Here is a 20635-nt window from a genome sequence, read left to right as displayed (position 1 = left end):
TTCGCGCCGGCCGCCTGGGACTGATGTTGGCGCTCAGCCTGACGCTGGGCGCATGCGCGGTCGGCCCTGACTATCAACGGCCTGCCCAGGATGTCGGCGCGGCCTATGCGCATGCCCCGCAAGGGCAGTGGCGTCCTGCCCAGCCGGGTGGCTCGGATTTGGCTGCCGACTGGTGGGTCACGTTCGGCGATGCCGGCCTGGATGGGCTGATGGCACGTCTGCCGGCCGGAAATCTGGACATCGCGCAGGCCGAAGCCCAGTATCGCCAGGCGCAAGCCGCTTTGGGGTCCGCGCGGGCGGGGTTGTTGCCATCGTTGAGTGCGGCGGCATCCGCCAGCCGGGCCGGGCAGGGGATTTCCAGCGCCAATAACCCGGCGACCAATTATTCGCTGTCGGGCAGCGTCAGCTGGGAAGTGGATCTGTGGGGCCGGGTGCGTCGCACGGTCGAGGCGGCTCGCGCCGGTGAACAGGCCAGCGCCGCTGACCTGGCCGCCATGCGCCTGAGTCTGCAGTCGACGCTGGCGCAGACGTATTTCGGCGTGCGGGCCAGCCAGCGCCAGGACGAGCTGCTGGCCCGTACCTTGGATGAATATGAGCGTGCGCTGCAGATGACGCGCAATCGGTATGCCGCAGGGGTGGCGTCGTCGGCGGACGTGGCTGCCGCCTCGGCCCAGCTGGATCAGGCACGGGTGCAGCGCATTCGCCTGGGGTGGCAGCGGGAACAGCAGGTGCATGCCCTGTCCATCCTGCTGGGGCAGGTTCCTGCAGGCTTTCAGATGCCGGCGGGGGCCGGTTTGCCGGGCGTGCCGCCGGTCCCTGTGGGGGTGCCTTCGGCGTTGCTGCAGCAGCGCCCGGATGTGGCGGCGGCCGAACGGCGTGCGGCCCAGGCCAATGCCAAGATCGGCGTTGCCCAGGCAGCCTGGTTTCCAGACCTGACGCTGGACGCCCAGGGCGGCTACCGGGCCGGCGAATTCGCCTCGTGGATCATGGCCCCGGCCCGGTTCTGGACGCTGGGTCCCAGTCTGGCGCTGAGCCTGTTCGATGGGGGCGCGCGCAGCGCCGCCCTGGATGCTGCGCGGGCGGCCTATGATGCGCAGGCGGCGCAGTACCGCAAGACCGTGCTGGATGCGCTGCGCGAGGTCGAGGACGCCCTGGTGCAGTCGCAGGCGCTGGTCCATGAACAGGCTGCCCAGAACCGTGCCCTGGCGGCGGCCCGTGAGACTCTGCGACAGGTCCTGAACCAGTACCAGGCAGGGCTGGTGGACTACCTGAACGTGGTGCAGGCACAGACCAGCGCACTGAGCGCCGAACAGAATGCACTCGATCTGCAGTTGCAGCGTTTGAGCGCTACCGTCCAATTGGCGGCGGCGCTGGGCGGCGGCTATGTCGAGCCTGTGGCGGCGGGGGATGCGCCTGCAGCGGCCAGGCAGGCGCCTGGCGTGGGTGCAGAGCCCTGAGCCCGACTCAGCGGGGGCGTGGCCTGATCAGCCGGCTTCGAAGAGCGATCCGCTCAGGGCCGCGATCCCGTGGGCTGCGTTGCGGCGAGAGGCTTCCAGCGTGTCCAGAGATTGCCCGCCGATGGCGAACACGGGGCGCCCGGCCGTCATGGCCAGTGTGCGGAAACGGTCCCAGCCTAGCCCAGGAATGCCGGGGTGGCTGTCCGTAGGGTGCACATGTCCCAGCACCACGAAATCGGCCTGCAGTTGCTGAGCGCAGGCAATATCCTGTTCTGTATGCGCCGAGACCCCCAGCCACCCCGGCGGGCGGGTGTCCTGTTGCAGGATGCGGGCTGCATCGGCTGCCCGCAATTGCACGCCATCCGCCTGTGACCACCAGGCGTGCGGGTGGCAGCTGTTGATCAGGCATCGGGCGCCCTGTTGCCGGCACAAGGCCAGCGTCGCTTCGAAGGCTGCCTGCAGGCTGCCGGCGTCGCCGGCCCAGTGCGGTTCGCGGAACTGTACCAGTTGCAAGCCATCCAGCAATTCCTGGCGCAGCTGGGCCAGCCAGCCGGCCAGATGATCGGGATGGCCGATGCCGCTGATGCGGTAGCGGGTGGGCAGGCGCAGCCAGCGCAGCGGCGGCGTGGCGGCCGGCAGCAGGGACCCGCCGCCAGGCGCGACCGGATGTTCGGATTCGTCCAGCCGGATGTCCCAGGGGTCCACCCAGTCCAGCGCTTGATTTTCGCGGCCATGCGGTTCGCCGTCCCAGGCCGTCACTTGGCAGAAAGCCAGTTCGACGATGGATTTGGGGTATTCGTGCACATGCACGACCCAGGGATAGACACGGGTAGCATGGATGCCCAGTTCTTCATCCAGTTCGCGGATCAGCGCCTGCTCGACGGTTTCGCCGGCTTCGATCTTGCCGCCGGGAAATTCCCACCAGCCCGGCCAGGCCTTGCCGTCAGGGCGCTGGCCCAGCAGCAGGCGGCCTCGGGCATCCAGAATCAGGCCGGCGGCCACGCGAATATAGGGTTTGGAATCAGTCATGGCGAGTCAAAGGCGCAATATTCTGTGAGGGGATCAGAGGTGGCGGGCCGCCCAGTCGCGGGCGAACTGTCGCGCCACCCGGCCCGAGCGCGAACCGCGTTCCAATGCCCATTGCAGGGCTTCGGCGCGGGCTGCCGGGATCTGGTCTGCCGGACAACCGTGGAACGCCAGCCAGTGGTGGACGATGTCCAGGTAGTCGGTCTGCGCAAAGGGGTAGAACGACAGCCACAGTCCGAAGCGTTCGGACAGAGAAATTTTTTCCTCGACGGTTTCGCCGGGATGGATTTCCCCATCGGGTTGATGCTGAGCCTCCAGGTTTTCGTGCATATATTCCGGCATCAGGTGACGCCGGTTGGAGGTGGCGTAGATCAGCAGATTATCGCCGGGCGAGGCGACCGAGCCGTCCAGGGCGGATTTCAACGCCTTGTAGCCAGCCTCGTCTTCCTCGAAAGACAGATCGTCGCAGAAGACGATATAGCGTTCCGGCCGGTCTGCGATCAGTTCGATGATCTGGCCCAGGTCGCCCAGGTCGGATTTGTCGATTTCGATCAGCCGCAGGCCCTGACCGGCGTAGGCGCCCAGGAGGGCACGGACCAGAGAGCTTTTCCCTGTGCCGCGCGCGCCGGTCATCAGCACGTTATTGGCGGGTTTGCCTTGCAGAAAGGCCAGCGTGTTGCGTTCCAGGGTGTTTTTTTGCCGTTCGACGTGCTGCAGATCTTCCAGGCGGATGGGGGCGATGCGGGGGACGGCGTCCAGCCAGCCGCGTGCGCCGCGCCGTTGCCAGCGGTAGGCGTGGGCGGTCCAATCGATGGCGGGCGGGGCCGGCGGCAGCCAGGCTTCGATCTGGGCGAGCACGCCCATGGCCCGGTCCATGAGCGCCTGCAGTTGGGGATCAGCCACTGAGTTCTCCTGATAATGATCCGGAAAGTATAATCTGGGTCTTTGCGGCCGGCGCCGCACCCACCAGTATCCGGGTCCGTCTTGAATTTCTCTGAACTGTTCGCTCCTATTGTGTCCGACATGCAGGCGGTTGATGCCGTCATCCGCGCCCGTCTGGATTCCGAAGTCGTCTTGATTCGCACGATCGGCGATTACATCGTCGGCGCGGGCGGCAAGCGCATGCGCCCGGCCATGGTGCTGCTGGTGGCAGGTTCCCTGGGGTACCAGGGGGACAATCACCATCGGCTGGCTGCCGTGGTCGAATTCATCCATACGGCCACTTTGCTGCATGACGACGTGGTCGATGAGTCCGACATGCGCCGGGGCCGCGATACCGCCAATGCCGTGTTCGGCAATGCCGCCAGCGTGCTGGTGGGCGACTACCTGTATTCCCGGTCCTTCGAGATGATGGTCGAATCGGATTCCATGGCGGCGATGGCGGTGCTGTCGGCCGCCACCACCGTCATCGCCGAAGGCGAAGTGCTGCAGTTGCTGAACGTCCACGACCCGGATGTGTCCCTGGAGCGCTATCTGCAGGTGGTGCGCTACAAGACCGCTAAACTGTTCGAGGCCGCTGCCCAGGTGGGCGCCATTATTTCCGGCGCCACGCCTGAACAGGAATCCGCTGCTGCCGCCTATGGCCGCCATATCGGCACGGCCTTTCAATTGGTGGACGACGTGCTGGATTACAGCGGCGATGTGCAGGCCCTGGGCAAAAACGTGGGCGACGATCTGCGTGAAGGCAAGCCCACCTTGCCCTTGATCCGGGTGCTGGAAACCGGTACTGCTGAACAACGCAGCCTGATCCGCCGGGCCATCGAAACCGGCGATGCTGACTTCGAAGCAGTGGCGCGCGCTATCCATGCCACCGATGCGTTGGACTACACGCGCCAGGCGGCGCTGGCCGAGGCTGATCTGGCCCGTCAGGCGCTGTCTGCCTTCCCGAATTCCGTTTACCGCGAAACTCTGCTAAAATTCTGTGCTTTCGCGGTCGAGCGTGATCGTTGAAAATTCCCGAGAAGGGGGCAGGTGCAGGGTTACCCGGCTTGTGCTTCTTCGAAGCATCCCCGTCGGGGTGTAGCTCAGCCTGGTAGAGTACTACGTTCGGGACGTAGGAGTCGCATGTTCGAATCATGTCACCCCGACCATAGAATTTGCACGGCCCCATGGTATTTGCCATGGGGCCGTTGCTTTTGCGCAGCAGGTTGCGCCTTAGTCTGGCGGGCTTAGTCGCAGCAGAGCGGCATTGGCGCCGTCCTGGATCAGCCATACCGCGCCATCGGGCGCCACGGCGACGTCACGGATGCGTGCCCCCAGAGACCAGCGGTCGAGCTGCCTGGCAGTGCCATCGGATTCCCAGGCGATTCTGACCAGGCCCTGCGCGGCCAGGCCGCCGATCAGCGCAGACCCCTGCCAGGCGGGGAATTGCGATCCTTGATAGAACGCCAACCCGGCAGGGGCGATCACCGGCGTCCAGTAGACACGGGGCGCCTCGAATTCCGGATGCGTATCATGCCGGGGGATCGGGGCGCCGCTGTACTGGTCGCCGTTGGACACCACCGGCCAGCCGTAGTTCTTACCGGGCAGGATCAGGTTCAACTCGTCGCCCCCTTTGGGACCCATTTCGTGTTCCCATAAGCGCCCGTCTGGCGCGAACGCCAGTCCGTATGGATTACGGTGGCCAGTGCTCCAGGTCAGTGCGCGGATGCCTGCCTGCCGGGCCGTCGGGTTGTCTGCGGGAGGCGAGCCGTCCCGGTTCAGACGCAGGATCTTGCCCCGGGCGGCATCGGGATTTTGAGCGGTTTCAGGCTCCATCCGGTCGCCGACGCTCAGGAAGAGATGCTTGCCGTCAGGCGAAAAGACGATGATGCCGCCAGCTTGGCCGCCGCGGCTGGCTGGCGCTTGCCGCCACAGGGTCTCCAGCGCGGCAAGCCGTGCGCTGCCGGCAGATTCTTCCAATCGGGCGCGGGCCAAGACCAGCGCACCGCCTGTTTTGTCCGGTGCGACAAAGGAAAAATACAGGGAGTGGTCGCGGCGGAAATCCGGCGAGGGCGTGACATCCAACAGGCCATTCTGGCCTTGTGCATAGACGGGCGGGATGTCGGCGATGGCGGTTTTGGCGCCGGCCTGCGTCACCAGGAACATGCGGCCGGGTTTTTCAGTGATCAGCAGGCGTCCATCGGGTAGAAAGGCGATGGCCCAGGGACGGTTGAACGTGGCGATGCGCTGGGTGGTGAAAGGCGCAGTGTCATCCGGTGCAATGACGCCGGCATTTTGTGAGACGGCCTGGGCGTTTGGCGGCGACCAGGCCAGTAAGGCGGCCAGCGCCAGACTGGCCTGCAGGGCAGATCGGTTCATGAGTCGTGCGCCTTTTGTGGGTGATCTGTGCACTATACCCATTGAGCCCGGGGCGGGATCGGTGATCGCGGTCAGAAAGCCCGTTCAGGGCAGGGCAATGCGCGCAATGCTGCCGGCGCCGCTGGCGGAATAATCCTTGTTGGGCGGCGTCTTGATCGTCACGTAGACGGTCTTGTGATTTGGACTGATCAGAACGCTGTTGGGCATGGGGGGCAAGTCGTATGTCCTGACGGTTTTCTGGGTATCGGCATCGACGATGCTGAATGTGCCCGCCTCGCGGTGCGAGATATATAGCTGATCCCGTTGCGCGTCGAACTGAATATCCAGGGAATCGCCAGCGGTATCCAGCCGATTTGTCATCTTGCCGGTGCGTGTATCGAAGACCGCCACGGTTTTCTGCTTGGAATGGTCCGTGACGTAGAGACGATGGCGGCTTTTGTCCAGGGCCAGGTTCAATAGCAGCCATTCCTTACCGTCCCCGGGCGTCCAGCGTTCGAGGATCCGGTTTTCCTGTGTGTCGATCACCAGGACTTCTCCGCCGCCATTCGCGGCATACAAGCGATGCGCGTCCGAGTCCAGTAATAGGCCGGTGACCCATTTGCCGGCGTTCTGGATGACGGCTTTCACCTGAAGGGTTGCGGCGTCGACTTGCCAGATGACACCTGGATCGCCGACCCCTCCGACGTACAGCGCTTTTTGAGACTCGTCATAGATGATTTTGCGAGGTCCGTAGGCCGATCCGTCTTTGCTGCGTTCAGTGAATGTGGTCTGCGCCTTGATGCGGCCGGTTTCCGTATCCAGGGCGCTGACGCCGGCATTCAGGCTGTTGGTGATGTAGAGCGTTTTGCCGGATGGATCCATGGCCAATCCGAAATTCTCATCGTTGGTATGCGTTATGCCCAGCGTTTGCAAGGTTTCCGGATCGAGTTTGTAGATAACGCCCCCCTGTGTGCCTGTCGTGGCTTCAGCAGAAGCGACGTACAGCGCCTGGGTGGCGGGGCTGTAGGCGGCCTCGTAGATGCCCGGCGCGATGGGGCGGCGGGTCGCGCCATCGGCGGTGATCGTCACGGCCTGAACGGCAAATGGTGTGGGGGCGGCAGCCTGGGCAGTGCCGCATACGGCCAGGGAAAGGACCAGAACGCGGAGGATGTGCCGGGGTGATGAGAGGCGTGTGGAGGACATGAATTTGCTCGGTCAACGAAGAAGTCAGTTGCAACACTATACATTATTGATATCTAATAATTATGATAATCGTTATCAATAACTATTTTTGATCCTGTAGCAAGTACGAATCTGTCTGGGGCTGCAGGCCTTTCTATCCTGACGATTGGAATTCTGATGAATGTCTTGAAAATGAGCGCGCTGGCGACGGCTGTGCTGTGCGTGAGTGCGACCACCCATGCGCAGCAGGCGCAAAGTGCGTCCGAGCCAGTGGATACCCTGGGAACGATTCGCATTGAGTCAAGCGCGGATGCCTCTGCCGGAGGGTTATCACCTGCGTATCCAGGCGGTCAGGTGGCGCAGGGCGGTCGTGCCGGCATCCTGGGCACCCGTGACTTCATGGAAACTCCTTTCAGCATCACCAGCTATACCAGTGAGTTCATTCAGGATGTCCAGGCGCGCAGTGTCGGGGACGTGCTGCAAAGTGATCCGAGCGTGCGCGTGGCGCGCGGCTTCGGCAATTTTCAGGAATCGTATTTCATCCGCGGTTTTCCGCTGGAGTCGGATGCCATCGCCTACAACGGTCTATATGGCATTTTGCCCAGACAGTACATTGCTGCTGAACTGTTCGAACGGGTGGAAGTGTTGCGCGGCGCCTCTACCTTTCTGAATGGGGCGCCTCCGGGCGGCCAGGGTATGGGCGGCGCCCTGAACCTGTTGCCCAAACGGGCGGGCAATGAGTCTTTGACCCGGGTGTCCACCGGGTGGGGCAGTGGCGGTCAATCACAGATAGCCATGGATGTCAGCCGCCGTTTTGGCCATGAGGACCGTATGGGCGTGCGTCTGAATGCGGCGCGGCACGGCGGCGGGACTTCCGTAGGCGGTGAGGATTCGCGCCTGGATTTGGTATCCCTGGGGTTGGACTGGCGAGGCGACCGCCTGCGCCTGTCGGGCGATATCGGCTGGCAGGAAAACCGGCTCAGGCGCACGCGCCCCAGCGTTACGCTGGCATCCGGCACAGACGTCCCGGATGCCCCTGATGCCGACACGAATTTCGCGCAGCCCTGGACGTATTCGAACGAACGGGATCTGTTCGGCACGCTGCGCGGGGAATATGACATCACCGATTCGGTGACGGCTTGGGCCGCCTGGGGGATGCGTCGCACGCATGAGGCGAATTCCCTGGCGGGAGTCACCGTCAACGACGGGGCAAGGGGTGACGGCACATATTATCGATTCGACAATGCCCGGCAAGACTCGGTGGATTCCGGCGAGCTGGGTTTGCGCGGCAAGCTGCGCACCGGATCAGTGGGCCATGAATGGGTGGTGTCGGCGTCGTATTACGCACTGGAGAACAAGGGCGCGTATGTCATGGATTTTTTCAACACGTTCGCGACCAATATCTACCGGCCTGTCTATCGTGATCGGCCTGCCATCAGTGCGATCGCGTTCACCGGCAACGAACAGGGCAATCCGGCCTTGCGCAGCAAGACTCGGCTGACCAGCGTAGCGGTGGGCGATACGCTGTCATTACTGGATGATCGCGTCCTGCTGACCTTGGGTGCTCGACATCAGCAGCTTCGCACTCAGGATTTCGCCTGGAATACGGGTATCGCTGATCCAGCCTATGACGATAGCAGGGTATCGCCGGCAGTCGGGCTGACGGTGAAGTTTGCGCCTGACTGGTCGGTCTATGCCAATTACATGGAATCGTTGGCGGTTGGTGGTTCTGTGACGGATCCGAAGGCTGCCAATTACGGCCAGACGCTCAATCCTTATGTGTCCAAGCAAAAGGAAATCGGCATCAAATTCGATGGTGGCGAACTGGGAGCGGGCTTGGCCTTTTTCACGACGGATAAGCCGCGGGGATACCTGCGACAGTCAGACGAGCTCTTTGTCCAGTCAGGTAAGGATCGTCATCGGGGCGTGGAGCTGACCGTGTTCGGGCAGGCGGCAAAGGATGTGCGGGTGCTGGGCGGTGCAACCTGGATCGATGCCAAACAGATCGACACCGGGGATGCCGTCACCGATGGCAAGCGCACCATCGGGGTGCCGAAGCTGCAGGCGAACATGGGGCTGGAGTGGGATCTGCCTTGGATCGATGGCTTGACGGTCGATGGCCGGGTGGTCTACACCGGCGCCAGCTATGCCGACGCGAACAATACCCAGGAAGTGCCTGGCTGGACACGCCTGGATATGGGCTTGCGCTATCTGTGGGAAGTCGATGGCAGACTGGTGACGCTGCGGGCGCGGGTGGATAATCTGGCGGACCGGAACTACTGGGCGTCCGTGGGGGGGTATCCGGGTAATGGGTATCTGACGCTGGGGGCTGGCCGCACCGTTTCCCTGAACGCCAGCATGGAGTTCTGACCGGCTCGCGGCCTAGCCGCCGGCGGCTTCCGGGGTTCTCTGGTCTGTCGTCGGCGGTGATCAGGCCCGGTCGGTGGCTTCCTGTTGCAGCCGTAACCCCATTTGTCCGGCTGTCATGGGCCGGGCGTACCAGTAGCCCTGTCCGTAATCGCAGCCGATGCTTTGCAGGATCTGGTGCTGCTGCTCGGTTTCGATGCCTTCGGCGATGACTTTCAGGCCCAGCCGGTGCGCCATGGCGATGATGGCCTGGCAGAGGATCAGGTCGCTGGAGTCCGGGTGCAGATTGCGCACGAAGCACTGGTCGATCTTCAGGAAGTCCACGTCGAAGCGCTGCAAGTAGGCCAGAGATGAATAGCCGGTGCCGAAATCGTCCAATGCAACCAGGATGCCGGCGTCCCGGAACATCAGCAGGCGGGAACTGACGTGCTGTTCGGCGCCCATCAGCACCTGTTCCGTGATTTCCACCGTCAGCGCATCGCCGGGCAGGCCTTGCGCGTGCAGGGCCTGGATCCAGGATGCAGGATCCAGACCGTGATCGCCGAATTGCGCGGGCGACACGTTGATGCTGATCACAAAGAGCGGGTGATGGTCGCGCCGCCATTGCGCCAGTTGTCCGCTGGCGGTATCGAACACCCAGTTGCCGATGGGGATGATCAGGCCGGATTCCTCGGCCAGCGGGATGAAGTCGGCGGGGCTGATCAGGCCGTGTTGCGGATGCTGCCAGCGGATCAGGGCTTCGGCCTTGATGGTGCGGCGGGTGTGCATATCCACTACCGGCTGGTACAGCAGGTGGAACTGCTGCGCCTGGATGGCGGCGCGCAGGTCCTGCAGCAGCTCGCGCCGGCTCTGCGCTGCCTGACGCATGGCGTCCTGAAAATAGCTGGCCTGGTTGCGTCCCAGATTTTTAGCGGCATACAGGGCCAGGTCGGCATGCTTCAACAGCGTTGTCGCGTCGCGGCCATCCAGGGGAAAGCGGGTGATGCCGGCACTGATGGAAATCTGGACCCTGTGCTCGTGCAGCATGAAGGGCTGGGCGATGGATTGCAATATCCGCGAGCAGATGCCGTTTACCAGATCCTGGCTGATCGGGGCTGCCAGGATCAGGGTGAATTCGTCGCCGCCCTGCCTGGCCAGCTGGTCGCCCTCCCGGATACAGGACTGCAGGCGGCGGGCAGCCTGTTGCAGCAGTTCGTCGCCGGCGTCGTGCCCATAAGAATCGTTGACCTCCTTGAACTGGTCCAGGTCCAGGAAGATCAGGGCGAACGCCTGCTCCTTGTCTGCGGACAGCGTGATGGCGGCCTGTAGCTGTTCCTGGAAGGACTGCCGGTTGGGCAATTGGGTCAGCGTGTCGAAATGCGCCTGGCGCCAGACGATGGCCTCGGCCCGCTTGCGTTCGCTGATGTCGAGCATCATGCCGATGATGGTGGAGCGGCCGTCCAGGAGGATCTGCGAGCCGTAGACTTCGACGTCGATCGGAGTGCCGTCGCTGCGCAGGGCCGGACATTCATAGCGGGCCCGGGATACTTCGCCGGACAGCCGCTGGCCTGCCCGCACGCAGATTTTTTGGTAGGTTTCGGGTGGAAAGATGCGATCCAGAGGGAAGCAGTCAGCCAGCGTGGCCTGATCGTAGCCCAGCATGTGCGCCAGCTGCGCGTTGGCGTAGGTGAATTGCACCGCATCGTTGACCATGTAGATGCCGATGACCGTGTTGCCGTTCAAGCCGTCGAACATGGATTGCGTATGCGCCAGCGCCTTGCGCACCGTGCCGATCCGGCGCTGCGCGCGCCGGCTGAATATCAGCAGGACGCCATTGAGCAGCGCCAGTCCCAGGATTCCCAGCCAGACGGCATGCGGTACATGATCTGGTGGCGCCGTGGCGAGCAGATAGATCAGTAGTCCAGAAGTAGGCATGGCGGTAACAAGTTGAAATCACCACTAGCATACTTGAAGTTTGTGCTTTTTTTGTCAGCCCAAATGCGTCATGAACACCTGGCACAGCGCTTCCATCCCCGCGCGGTCCTCATCGTCGAAGCGCCGGGTGACGGGGCTGTCCACGTCCCAGACGCCCAGCAAGGATCCATCGGCGCGGATCAGCGGCACGACGATTTCCGACTGCGATGCGGCGTCGCAGGGGATGTGGCCGTCGAACTGATTGACGTCTTGCACGACCTGGGTCTGGCGGGTCTGGGCGGCGGTGCCGCAGACCCCGGAACCGATGGCGATGCGGATGCAGGCGGGTTTGCCCTGGAAAGGGCCGACGACCAGCTCCGTGCCATCGAACAGGTAGAAGCCCGCCCAGTTCAGCTGAGGCAGGCTGTGGAACACCAGGGCGCTGAAATTGGCTGCGTTGGCGATCAGATCGGGTTCGCCGGCGATCAAATGGCGGGCTTGATCCGCCAGGCTGGCGTAGTGGGCGGCTTTGCTGGCGAAGGTTTGCGGGGATAGGTGAAACATGGGGGATTTCCGGACAGTGTCGTGAATGCGCTCATTTTAGGCCTGCAGCTGCTGGCTGGCTGGCGTGGATGCTTCAAGAGGCGCTGGTTCCGTGTATATTGAGCGGTCATGGATATGACCTGATGTGTCCTGCATCTGGAGGGGAAGCGTATTGTTCGGCGCCTTTGGCCGCTTATTCGCTGCAAGAAGCCGCACCGACTACCGTTTCGGCCTGCTGGGCGATTTGCGTGCGCGCCTGCTTATGGCGGTCCTGGCGACCGCCATTCCCATCATCGGCGGCCTGGGCTACTACGTGTGGCATCAGTACCAGGGGCTGGTGCTCAATAGTGAACGTTCAGCTGAAAGCCTGGTTCAGGTGACGGCCGCCTACGACCGGACTATCTTGAACGATGCCCGCGATGTACTGCTCACGCTATCCAATTCTCCGGTCCTGCGCGCAGGGCAATGGGATGAATGCCGGGGCTATATGGCGACCTTGCTGGGCCATCTGCCGCGGTATCTGAACCTTGGGGTGATCGGGGTTGACGGGCGACAGGTCTGTTCCGGCTTGCCGGATCCGGATCGCGCCGGCTCGTTCCTGGGCGACCGGCCCTATTTCCAGGAGGCGCTCGAGCGCGCCGATGTGATTCTGGGGGGCTTTATCATCGGCCGGATGTCCAGCGTTCCCACACTGGTGCTGGCGGTGCAGGTGCCAGGTTATTCCGGCATCAGCGCCGGCGTCGTGTATGCGGGGATGAATCTGGGTTACCTGCGTGCCGGCGCAGCGATCCCGGATCTGCTGCCAGGGGCGCGGCTGTGGATATTGGATCGCCAGGGCCACATCCTGCAGCGGATTCCGGGGGATGCCAGTCATCTGGGCGAACGCCTGGAGTTTCACCCTGATCAGCAGACCGGCTTGTTGCGCAGCAGCCATGTCGATGGGGATGGACGCCGCTGGCGGACCTATTCCATGCAGGCTGGCCCGCGTGGCGACCCTCATGGGGTGTCCGTGCGCTATGAGATCCCCGAATCCGTCCTGTATGCCGAAGCTAGGCGGGCGTTGTGGACGGGTCTGGTGATCATGGGGCTGCTGCTGTGCGTGGCGCTGCTGGTAGCGGGCAATCTGATGCAGCGGGTGCTGACGCATCAAGCCACGCATGACTCCCTGACCGGGCTGCTGAGTCGTGGAGATATTCTGCATCGTCTGCTGTCGCGTACGCAGCAGGGCCTGGACAGGCCCTGGATGCTGGTGATCTCCAATGTCGACGGGTTCAAGGAAGTCAATGGGGCTTTGGGGCATGACATCGGGGACAAGCTGCTGCAGGCTGTCGCCCGGCGCTTCCGGGACTGTCTGGGCGACGCCTGTGTGCTGGCGCGGCTGGGCAGCGACGAATTCGCCTTTCTGCTGGACACCAGCGATCAGCTGCAGGCCGAAACGCAGGTCCGCGATCTGCTGGCGTCCGTTCGGGAACCCTTTACGCTGAATACGCTGCAGATCCGTATCAGCTGCAGCTTTGGCATGGCGATCCATCCGGTACACGCGGCAGAGCCTGACGAGCTGATCCACTGCGCCGATACGGCCATGCGGCGGGCCAAGCGGGAAGGCCTGGGCGTGGCTGTGTTTGATGTCCGGGATCGGGCCCAGGTGCATGACCGCCAGTTGCTGCGTGGAGACCTGCGCGATGCCTTGGCGCAAGGGCAATTCCTGCTGCATCTGCAGCCCAAGATCGTGTTGGACGGCGATGCTCTGCCGCCAGGCGCCCCTGTCGGGTTTGAAGCCCTGGCGCGTTGGCAGCACCCGGAACGCGGCCTGGTGCCGCCGGCCCAGTTCATTCCCATCATCGAAGTCAGCGATCTGATTCACCCGTTCACCCGTTGGGTGGTGGATCAGGCCGTGGCGGCCTGCGTGCGCTTGCAAGCCATTCAGCCGGGGGTGAGCATGGCAGTGAATATTTCGGCCCGCAATCTGCTGGACGAGTATTTTCCGCAGCAGGTGGAAGATGCCTTGATTCATCATAATCTGGACCCTTCCTTGCTGGAACTGGAAGTCACAGAAAGCGTCATCATGGCAGACCCCGCCCGGTCTCTGCGAACCCTGTATGCCTTGCATGCCCTGGGTGTGCGCCTGTCCATCGACGATTTCGGTACCGGCTATTCCTCGTTTGCCTATCTGAATCGCCTGCCGGTGGATGCGCTGAAGATCGATCAGTCATTTGTCGCCGGGATGGTGGATGATGCGGACCTGTGCGCCATCGTGCGATCCATCATCGAAATGAGTCATACCCTGGGCCTGAAGGTGATCGCCGAAGGGATCGAAACAGATGCCGTGCGAGACATGTTGCGTGATCTGGGCTGCGATGTGGGCCAGGGTTATGGCATTGGCCGCCCCATGCCGGAAGATCAGGCCGTCGCCTGGTTGCGCAGCGCCATCGTTTCTTAAAGGAAATTCTGTGCCGGATGCCTCTGACCGTCATTTACGGGAAACCTGCGTCGCCAGCGAATCCCTGTGCGAAGGCGATTTTCTGAAGGCGCGTCGTGATACCGTGCGCATGCCCGATGGCACGACGTCCACCCGCGAATACATCATCCACCCGGGGGCGGTCGTCATCATCCCCTTGCTGGATGACGAGCATGTATTGTTGGAGCGTCAATTCCGCTATCCGGTCGGGCGGGTGATGAGCGAGTTTCCCGCCGGCAAGCTGGAACCTGGCGAAGACCCCCTGCATTGCGCGCAACGCGAATTGCTCGAGGAAACCGGCTACACCGCCGGGCAGTGGGCGCATGCGGGCGCGCTGCATCTGGCGATCGCCTATTCCACCGAGATCATCCATATTTTCTTTGCCCGGGAACTGCAGGCAGGTGAGCGCCATCTGGATGCCGATGAGTTCCTGGACGTCTGCCCGCAGTCGGATCAGGACTTCTTTCAGGCGTGCCGCACGGGCGGCGTCACCGATGCCAAAAGCCTGAGCTGCGCACTGTGGCTGCAGAATGTGCGCAGCAGCGCCTGGGCCCTGGACTGGCGGCCCGCCTGAATCGCGCTATTCCTGATACGGTTCGAACTTGCCGGTGTCCGGGTTGCGGATGAACAGCACGCCGGTGGCGACGCCGAAATAGGCGCCGTGGATGGTCAGCGTGCCGGCTTCGACCCGTTCGCGCACATCCGGAAAGGTCAGCAGATTGTTCATGCTGTATTCGACCACGCCCCATTCCATGTTGCGGATCCATTCGGCATAGTCGCCCGTTCGGGGACCGACCTTGTCTGCCACTGGCTTGATCTGTGACATCCAGGTGCCGATGAAGTTGGGCTTGGATAGTGGTTCGGCCTTGTTGGCGTAGGCGGACACGCCGCCGCAGCTGGCGTGCCCCATGACGACGATGTGGGCGACTTCCAGGGCATTGACGCCGAATTCGATGCAGGCGCTGGTGCCGTGAAAGGCCGATTCCGGGTTGTCGTCGCAAGGCGGGACGATGCCGGCGATGTTGCGCACGACGAACATTTCGCCGGGGCCGGAGTCGAAAATCGTTTCAGGTGCGACGCGGGAATCCCCGCAGCTGATCAGCATGATGTCGGGATGCTGGCCGTATGCCGCCAGATCGAGATAGCGCGCGCGTTCGGTTTCGAGGCGCCCGTGCAGGAATGAGGAATAGCCTTCGGTCAGTCGTTGTGGGAACACGATGATGTCCTTATGGGTTAGACGGGATCGAATGAGTCAGGTGAAGAGGCCCCCAGGATGCCGCCGACTGCCGTGCGCGACAGCAGCTGCTTCAGGGGGCCCGCCAGGTGGTCATGTTGGACCGTGATGGCGTAGAAATGTTCAGTCAGTTGCGAGGAATGGCCGACGTGTACGAGTTCGCCCGAGTGCAGTTCATCCTGCACGACCACTTCGGGCAGGACGGTCAGCCAGCCGCTGTCGCGGGCGATCAGCCGCAGCATGGTCATGTCGTCGATCTCGGCGCGTACTTTGGGCTGCACGCCCGCTGAAAAGCATAGTGCATCGAACTGCGGCCGCACACTGTGGCGCATGCTGGGCATGGCCATTTCGACGTCGTCCAGGTCTTCCGGGACGCGCAGCGTGGCGCCTGCCCAGCGATCGGCCCGGCCGACCAGGGAGATGACCTGGCTGCCCAGAAACCGTGCAGACACCGGGCGGGTGGAATCGGAAGGGACGGGTTCGTTGGCGAGCACCACGTCCAGTTGATGGCGCAGCAGGCGTTCGACCAGCGCCTGCAGCGATCCGGAGTCCACGGACAGGATGATGGACGGGTCGCGGAACAGGGGGCGCAGCCAGTTGACCTGGAAGTTGCGGGACATGGTCGATACGCTGCCCACGCGGACGTGTGTGGCGCCTGTGTCGCGGCCCTGCAGCCAGCCCAGCATCTGTTCGCCCAGGCCGAAGATGTTTTCCGCGTAGGCGAAGACCTGCTGGCCCGTGGCGGTGAGTTCCAGGTGACGTCCCTGGCGGTCGAACAAGGGGGTACCCAGCCGGTTCTCCAGCTGCTTGATTTGCGTGGAGAGGGCGGACTGCGAGGTATGGATCTGTTCAGCCGCGTGGGTGAGGGAACCCGTTTTTGCCACGCGCCAGAAGTAGAACAAGTGCTTGAAATTCAGCTGATTGATGTTCATTGTTCTGTTTTATAGAACCTTCTCGTATTATAAATGTAATTTACAGAAGATATAAAAACTCCAAGAATACGCGTGTCGCTTTTGGGAGAACACGCGTTGAATCTGCTTGAAGAATTGAATTTCACGTTCGCGCTGGCGCCGGTCGTATTGATGACGGGCGCCGCGCTGTGGGCGTGGCGCGGCCGTGTGCCGGTGCTGACCCGGTGGCGGCGGTTCAACGCGCTGACGCTTGTTGCTTTGTTTTTTTCGCTGTTGGGGCTGCTCTTGCCTCTGGCGCTGATGCCGTCTGGTCGCATGGCCGGGTCGCCGGACCTGGGCGGCTGGCTGGCTGTCAATCCGTTTGGCGCCTGGGTCAGCCTGCTGGTGCAGTTGCTCGGTGCGGCCATTGGCCTGTATTCCGCCAATCACCTGAAGGGAGAACCGCGCCAGGCGGTGTACATCACGGCGCTGGGTGCAGTGCTGGCCGCCGTACATCTGCTGCTGCTGGCCAACCACTGGGTCGTGCTGATCGCTGCGTGGGCAGCCATCGGGCATGCAATGCACTATCTGCTGTGCTTTTACGAGGATCGGCCCTTTGCCTTGCTGGCGGCGCACAAGAAAAGAGTGACGGATCGCGCGGCTGACGTCTTGCTGGTGTTTGCAGCCCTGTTGGCAGGGTCGCAGACGGGTAGCGGTTCCTTGTCCGCCTTGTGGGCGCATATCGCGGCCGGGCATGCTTCCCCGGAACTGGCCTGGAGCGGTGTGTGCCTGACGCTGGCCGTCATCGCCCGTACGGCGTTGATGCCGGTGCATGGCTGGCTGGTTCAGGTGATGGAGGCTCCGACACCGGTGTCGGCCCTGCTGCACGCCGGAGTGGTCAATCTGGGCGGATATGTGCTGGTGTTGTTTGCGCCTTTGCTGGGCGTGTCACTGGCGGCGCGTTGGCTGCTGGTGGCCTTCGGGCTGGTGTCGGCGACGGTGGCGGGGCTGGTGCTGCTGACTCGCGTCAGTCAGAAAGTGCATCTGGCGTGGTCCACGATCGCCCAGATGGGCTTCATGCTGCTGGAGTGCGGCCTGGGCCTGTATCTCTTTGCGGCCCTGCATCTGTTGGGGCATTCGCTGTATAAGGCCCATAATTTCCTGAATGCATCCAGCGCCGTCAGAGACTGCGAACGCAAGCTCATGACGGGCGAAGCCCACAATTCCGGTCTAAGCATGTTGCTGGCTGTGCCCTTGGCCTTGATCATCGTATTTGCGCTGCAGGCCGCGATAGGGAATCAGGCTTGGCCGTGGTGGTGGAGCGCCGTGCTGGCGTTGGCATGGGCGCCTTTGCTGTGGGTGCCGAAGACGGGTGCTGCCGGCCATGGCGCGACGGTGTTCGCGCGGCTGCTGACGGCAGGAGCGATGGCGCTGGGTCTGACTCTGATGGCGGGGATCATGGATCATGCGCCGCTGGGTGTGCGCAATGACCCGCTGGCGGATGCCGGCATCGTCGTCCTGATCGGCATGAGCCTGATGTACCTGGGGACGGTAGCGTTCCAGCTGCGGCCCCAGTCGGTCGTGGCCGTGCGCCGCTGGGTGTATGCCGGGTTTTACATGGATGAGGGCTATACCTACTGGGTGCTGAGAGTGTGGCCCGCTTCTTGGGCCGGCGCTGGCGGCGCAGACGCGCCCGCGGCTTGGCACGCGCATGAACCGGCCTGCGAAGGGGCCGGGTCATGAGCGCCGTTGTGCAGGAGACCAGGCGCGGGGGTCAGCAGGATCCGGCGGTTGCGGACGATCAGGCGCTGCGGCGCGCGGTCGCATCCGCGTGTTCGGGCATCATGCCGGCCTGGCCCTTGGATCAGGCGGTGGCGGTCAACCCTCATTGGCGGCGTATCGGTCTGCCGATCCGCCGGGTAGCGGCGCGACTGGCCGTGCTGGGCGATTTTCGCGTATTTCCCGCACGGGATTACATCCGGCGGGAATGGGATGCGGGCCGCATCAGTCGCGCAGACTTGGATGCCGCGCTGAGCGGCGGCGCGGCGGATGAGGCGGGCGCAGTGACGGCCGGCCACTGTATTGCCGCCCTGTCGGCGGCGCCCAGGATACGCCGCGAACCGCTGCTGGTGGATGTGCTGGATGATACGGTGCAGAAGAACAAGCGCTGGCCGTGGCGGGCAGCCATCGTGTTCCAGATGAGCCAGACCTGCGCGACTTACTTCGATCGCCATCAGGCGGATTGGCGCGCATCGGGCAGTCCTGGCCTGTATGGGTTCTGGCGCGAAAGCATGGTCGGCGACCATGGCCTGAGTGCGAGGTTGGGCTTGCCGGGACTCATGAAACAGTTGCATCAATTGCCGATGCGGGCAGAGGATGTGCTGCGTTGGGCGCTGGCGGAACTCTCGCTGGATGAGTCTGTCTGGCAGGACTACTTTGAAGCGCTGTTGCTGTCGATCAATGGCTGGGCGTCGTGGTGCGCCTATATTGGCTGGCAGAAGATCCCTGCGGGTCAGGACGATGCGCGCTTGAGCGATCTGCTGGCGTGCCGGCTTGCCTGGGAAGCCTTGCTGGCGCGTTCCATGCCGTCTGCGGCGCGCAGTGCCGCCGTCGCTGCGCTGGGTGTGCATTGGCAGGATTTTCAACCGCGCGTCGCCGAAGCCGAGGCGGCGCTGATCGTGGATGAGCGATGGCAGCAGGCGTTGGAAATCAGCTTCCAGCGCGGGTTTGCGCAGGCGCTGCGGACTGCGGTGCCGTCCTCTGATATGCAGGCGCCCGATGTGCAGGCTGTTTTCTGCATCGATACGCGCAGCGAGCGGATGCGGCGCGCTCTGGAAGCCGTGTGGCCGGGCGTGCAGACACGGGCGTTCGCAGGATTTTTCGGCATCCCCATTGATTACACGCCTTTGGGCACCGATGTCCATCGACCGCAGCTGCCGGGTCTGGCCTATCCCAGCATCGCGGTGCGGGATGTGGTGACGGCGCCGGGGCGGGCCCACGTCGACGAGGCAGAGACGCTGCGGGCCCAGGCGGCCCGCCGGACGCGGCTGGCGCGGCTGGATCAGTGGCTGGCTGCCGTGCGATGGTCGAATGCCACGTTTTCCTTCGTCGAAGTGCTGGGCGTCGGCTATCTGGGCAAGATCGCACGGTGGATCTGGCCGTCGACGGCCCCGCGTGCCAGCGCCGACCGCCTGGGTCTGCCGGTGGCGGTCCAGGACCGTTGCCGGCCCATGGTGGCGGGGCTGGACATCGACGCGCAGGTCGAGCTGGCTGCCGGCGTTCTGCACACCATGGGGCTGGATGATCGTCTGGCGCCGCTGGTGATCCTGTGCGGCCACGCGGGGCACAGCACCAACAATGCGCATGCCTCGACCCTGGATTGCGGGGCGTGTTACGGCCGGCCAGGCGAGACCAATGCGCGTGCGCTGGCGTTCCTGCTGAACGATGCACAGGTCCGTGAAGGCCTGCGTCTGCGGGGGCTGAGCATCCCGCCCCACGTAGTCTTCATGGGCGCGTTGCACAATACGACCACGGATGAGGTAACGGGTTTCGATCTGGATGTGCTGCCGCCGGCGGCGCAGGCGCGCTGGAAGAAAATGGAGCAGGCCTTTGCCCGGGCGGGTGATCGGATCCGTCATGAACGTGCGCCGGCGCTGTGGATGGATGCGAACCTTCCGCCTGAGGCCTTGCTGGCATCCTTCCGCCGCCGTGCCAATGATGGTTCCCAGACCCGGCCGGAGTGGGGGTTGACCCGGAATGCCGCGTTCATCATCGGTCCTCGCGATCGCAGCCGCGGCAGGGTGCTCAGCCGGACCTACCTGCACGATTACGATGCGCGCTTCGATGCGGATGGCGCAGTACTGGAACAGCTCATGATGGGGCCCATGCTGGTCACCAATTGGCTGTCCTGGCAGTATCACGCCTCCACCTGCGATCCCCTGCACTACGGGTCGGGCAACAAGGTGCTGCACAATGTGGTGGATGGGCATGTCGGGGTCTTCGAGGGCAACGGCGGCGATCTGCGTATCGGGTTGCCCAAGCAGTCCTTGCACGATGGCGACGGCTGGTATCACCAGCCCGTGCGTCTGACGGTCGTGATCGATGCGTCCGCCCAGGTGATCCGCGACATCATTGCGCGTCATGCGGTGTTGGCCCAGTTGTGCGATAACGGCTGGATGCTGCTGTGGCGTTACGAGGGCGATGCGCTGCAGCGCTATGAGCGGGGCTGCTGGCTGCCGGTGGGGTTCTGACGCTTGTTTCAGTCGTACCCGTGATCGGATGATGCCGAGACAGAGCGCTGTGTCCG

15 protein-coding genes and 1 tRNA gene are annotated in these 20635 nt (G+C 63.4%); 8 read left to right on the top strand and 8 right to left on the bottom strand.

What is annotated here, in order from left to right; genetic code table 11:
* The first annotated feature begins 23 nt into the window (after window positions 1–23).
* On the top strand, window positions 24–1457 hold the full coding sequence (locus VDP79_RS10765; RefSeq protein WP_416233125.1) for an efflux transporter outer membrane subunit: 1434 nt from the start codon (window positions 24–26) through the stop codon (window positions 1455–1457).
* Between the two features lie 27 nt (window positions 1458–1484).
* On the opposite strand, the gene VDP79_RS10760 is transcribed toward VDP79_RS10765, so the two are convergent.
* Together VDP79_RS10760 and VDP79_RS10755 are read right to left on the bottom strand one after the other, a co-directional pair.
* Window positions 1485–2486 (bottom strand): Nudix family hydrolase, encoded by a 1002-nt coding sequence (locus tag VDP79_RS10760; protein ID WP_323018198.1) that lies wholly within the window; start codon window positions 2484–2486, stop codon window positions 1485–1487.
* Window positions 2487–2519: 33 nt separating this feature from the next.
* The gene (locus tag VDP79_RS10755) at window positions 2520–3359 is read right to left on the bottom strand and encodes an ATP-binding protein (RefSeq protein ID WP_323018935.1); all 840 of its coding nucleotides are present in this window, start codon (window positions 3357–3359) and stop codon (window positions 2520–2522) included.
* Window positions 3360–3467: 108 nt separating this feature from the next.
* Here VDP79_RS10755 and ispB point away from each other — a divergent pair, with 108 nt between their 5' ends.
* Both ispB and VDP79_RS10745 read left to right on the top strand, forming a co-directional pair.
* Window positions 3468–4433, top strand: coding sequence for an octaprenyl diphosphate synthase (gene ispB, locus VDP79_RS10750; protein WP_323018197.1), 966 nt, complete (start codon window positions 3468–3470; stop codon window positions 4431–4433).
* A gap of 63 nt (window positions 4434–4496) precedes the next feature.
* Window positions 4497–4573 (top strand) — tRNA-Pro (locus tag VDP79_RS10745).
* Between the two features lie 64 nt (window positions 4574–4637).
* On the opposite strand, the gene VDP79_RS10740 is transcribed toward VDP79_RS10745, so the two are convergent.
* Both VDP79_RS10740 and VDP79_RS10735 read right to left on the bottom strand, forming a co-directional pair.
* A complete protein-coding gene (locus VDP79_RS10740) occupies window positions 4638–5783 on the bottom strand; it encodes a PQQ-dependent sugar dehydrogenase (RefSeq protein ID WP_323018196.1) in 1146 nt (381 codons plus the stop codon).
* An 84-nt stretch (window positions 5784–5867) separates the two neighbouring features.
* Window positions 5868–6965: a PQQ-binding-like beta-propeller repeat protein gene (locus tag VDP79_RS10735; protein ID WP_323018195.1), complete on the bottom strand. Its 1098-nt coding sequence runs from the start codon at window positions 6963–6965 to the stop codon at window positions 5868–5870.
* A gap of 156 nt (window positions 6966–7121) precedes the next feature.
* Here VDP79_RS10735 and VDP79_RS10730 point away from each other — a divergent pair, with 156 nt between their 5' ends.
* Window positions 7122–9314 (top strand): TonB-dependent receptor, encoded by a 2193-nt coding sequence (locus VDP79_RS10730; protein WP_323018194.1) that lies wholly within the window; start codon window positions 7122–7124, stop codon window positions 9312–9314.
* A 60-nt stretch (window positions 9315–9374) separates the two neighbouring features.
* On the opposite strand, the gene VDP79_RS10725 is transcribed toward VDP79_RS10730, so the two are convergent.
* Both VDP79_RS10725 and VDP79_RS10720 read right to left on the bottom strand, forming a co-directional pair.
* Window positions 9375–11225 (bottom strand): putative bifunctional diguanylate cyclase/phosphodiesterase, encoded by a 1851-nt coding sequence (locus VDP79_RS10725; RefSeq protein WP_323018193.1) that lies wholly within the window; start codon window positions 11223–11225, stop codon window positions 9375–9377.
* A gap of 54 nt (window positions 11226–11279) precedes the next feature.
* Window positions 11280–11768, bottom strand: coding sequence for a GAF domain-containing protein (locus tag VDP79_RS10720; protein ID WP_323018192.1), 489 nt, complete (start codon window positions 11766–11768; stop codon window positions 11280–11282).
* 124 nt (window positions 11769–11892) lie between these two features.
* Here VDP79_RS10720 and VDP79_RS10715 point away from each other — a divergent pair, with 124 nt between their 5' ends.
* Both VDP79_RS10715 and VDP79_RS10710 read left to right on the top strand, forming a co-directional pair.
* A complete protein-coding gene (locus VDP79_RS10715) occupies window positions 11893–14187 on the top strand; it encodes a putative bifunctional diguanylate cyclase/phosphodiesterase (protein WP_323018191.1) in 2295 nt (764 codons plus the stop codon).
* Window positions 14188–14197: 10 nt separating this feature from the next.
* Window positions 14198–14779 carry an NUDIX hydrolase gene (locus tag VDP79_RS10710; RefSeq protein ID WP_323018190.1) on the top strand — a complete coding sequence of 194 codons (582 nt, stop codon included), beginning with the start codon at window positions 14198–14200 and terminating at the stop codon, window positions 14777–14779.
* 6 nt (window positions 14780–14785) lie between these two features.
* Here VDP79_RS10710 and VDP79_RS10705 read toward each other — a convergent pair whose 3' ends face one another.
* Both VDP79_RS10705 and VDP79_RS10700 read right to left on the bottom strand, forming a co-directional pair.
* Window positions 14786–15421, bottom strand: coding sequence for a carbonic anhydrase (locus VDP79_RS10705; protein WP_323018189.1), 636 nt, complete (start codon window positions 15419–15421; stop codon window positions 14786–14788).
* 17 nt (window positions 15422–15438) lie between these two features.
* Window positions 15439–16371, bottom strand: a complete 933-nt coding sequence (locus tag VDP79_RS10700; RefSeq protein WP_323018188.1) for a LysR family transcriptional regulator — start codon at window positions 16369–16371, stop codon at window positions 15439–15441.
* Between the two features lie 96 nt (window positions 16372–16467).
* Between VDP79_RS10700 and VDP79_RS10695 the strand changes: the two genes are divergently transcribed.
* Window positions 16468–18072, top strand: coding sequence for an NADH-quinone oxidoreductase subunit L (locus VDP79_RS10695; RefSeq protein ID WP_323018187.1), 1605 nt, complete (start codon window positions 16468–16470; stop codon window positions 18070–18072).
* A complete protein-coding gene (locus VDP79_RS10690; RefSeq protein WP_323018186.1) occupies window positions 18069–20579 on the top strand; it encodes a DUF2309 domain-containing protein in 2511 nt (836 codons plus the stop codon). Before VDP79_RS10695 ends, VDP79_RS10690 begins: the two co-directional genes overlap by 4 nt.
* The last annotated feature ends 56 nt before the right edge of the window (window positions 20580–20635 follow it).

The sequence above is a fragment of the Castellaniella sp. genome, assembly GCF_034675905.1.
Lineage (GTDB): Bacteria > Pseudomonadota > Gammaproteobacteria > Burkholderiales > Burkholderiaceae_B > Castellaniella.
The sequence above is the reverse complement of the archived record's forward strand: the minus strand, read 5'-3'. Positions and strand labels throughout refer to the sequence as shown.

Excerpts from the sequence above, each read along its gene's own strand:
- VDP79_RS10765 (WP_416233125.1), top strand. The coding sequence starts at position 24 with ATGTTGGCGCTCAGCCTGACGCTGGGCGCATGCGCGGTCGGCCCTGAC.
- VDP79_RS10760 (WP_323018198.1), bottom strand. The coding sequence starts at position 2,486 with ATGACTGATTCCAAACCCTATATTCGCGTGGCCGCCGGCCTGATTCTG.
- VDP79_RS10755 (WP_323018935.1), bottom strand. The coding sequence starts at position 3,359 with ATGGACCGGGCCATGGGCGTGCTCGCCCAGATCGAAGCCTGGCTGCCG.
- VDP79_RS10740 (WP_323018196.1), bottom strand. The coding sequence starts at position 5,783 with ATGAACCGATCTGCCCTGCAGGCCAGTCTGGCGCTGGCCGCCTTACTG.
- VDP79_RS10735 (WP_323018195.1), bottom strand. The coding sequence starts at position 6,965 with ATGTCCTCCACACGCCTCTCATCACCCCGGCACATCCTCCGCGTTCTG.
- VDP79_RS10730 (WP_323018194.1), top strand. The coding sequence starts at position 7,122 with ATGAATGTCTTGAAAATGAGCGCGCTGGCGACGGCTGTGCTGTGCGTG.
- VDP79_RS10725 (WP_323018193.1), bottom strand. The coding sequence starts at position 11,225 with ATGCCTACTTCTGGACTACTGATCTATCTGCTCGCCACGGCGCCACCA.
- VDP79_RS10720 (WP_323018192.1), bottom strand. The coding sequence starts at position 11,768 with ATGTTTCACCTATCCCCGCAAACCTTCGCCAGCAAAGCCGCCCACTAC.
- VDP79_RS10700 (WP_323018188.1), bottom strand. The coding sequence starts at position 16,371 with ATGAACATCAATCAGCTGAATTTCAAGCACTTGTTCTACTTCTGGCGC.
- VDP79_RS10690 (WP_323018186.1), top strand. The coding sequence starts at position 18,069 with ATGAGCGCCGTTGTGCAGGAGACCAGGCGCGGGGGTCAGCAGGATCCG.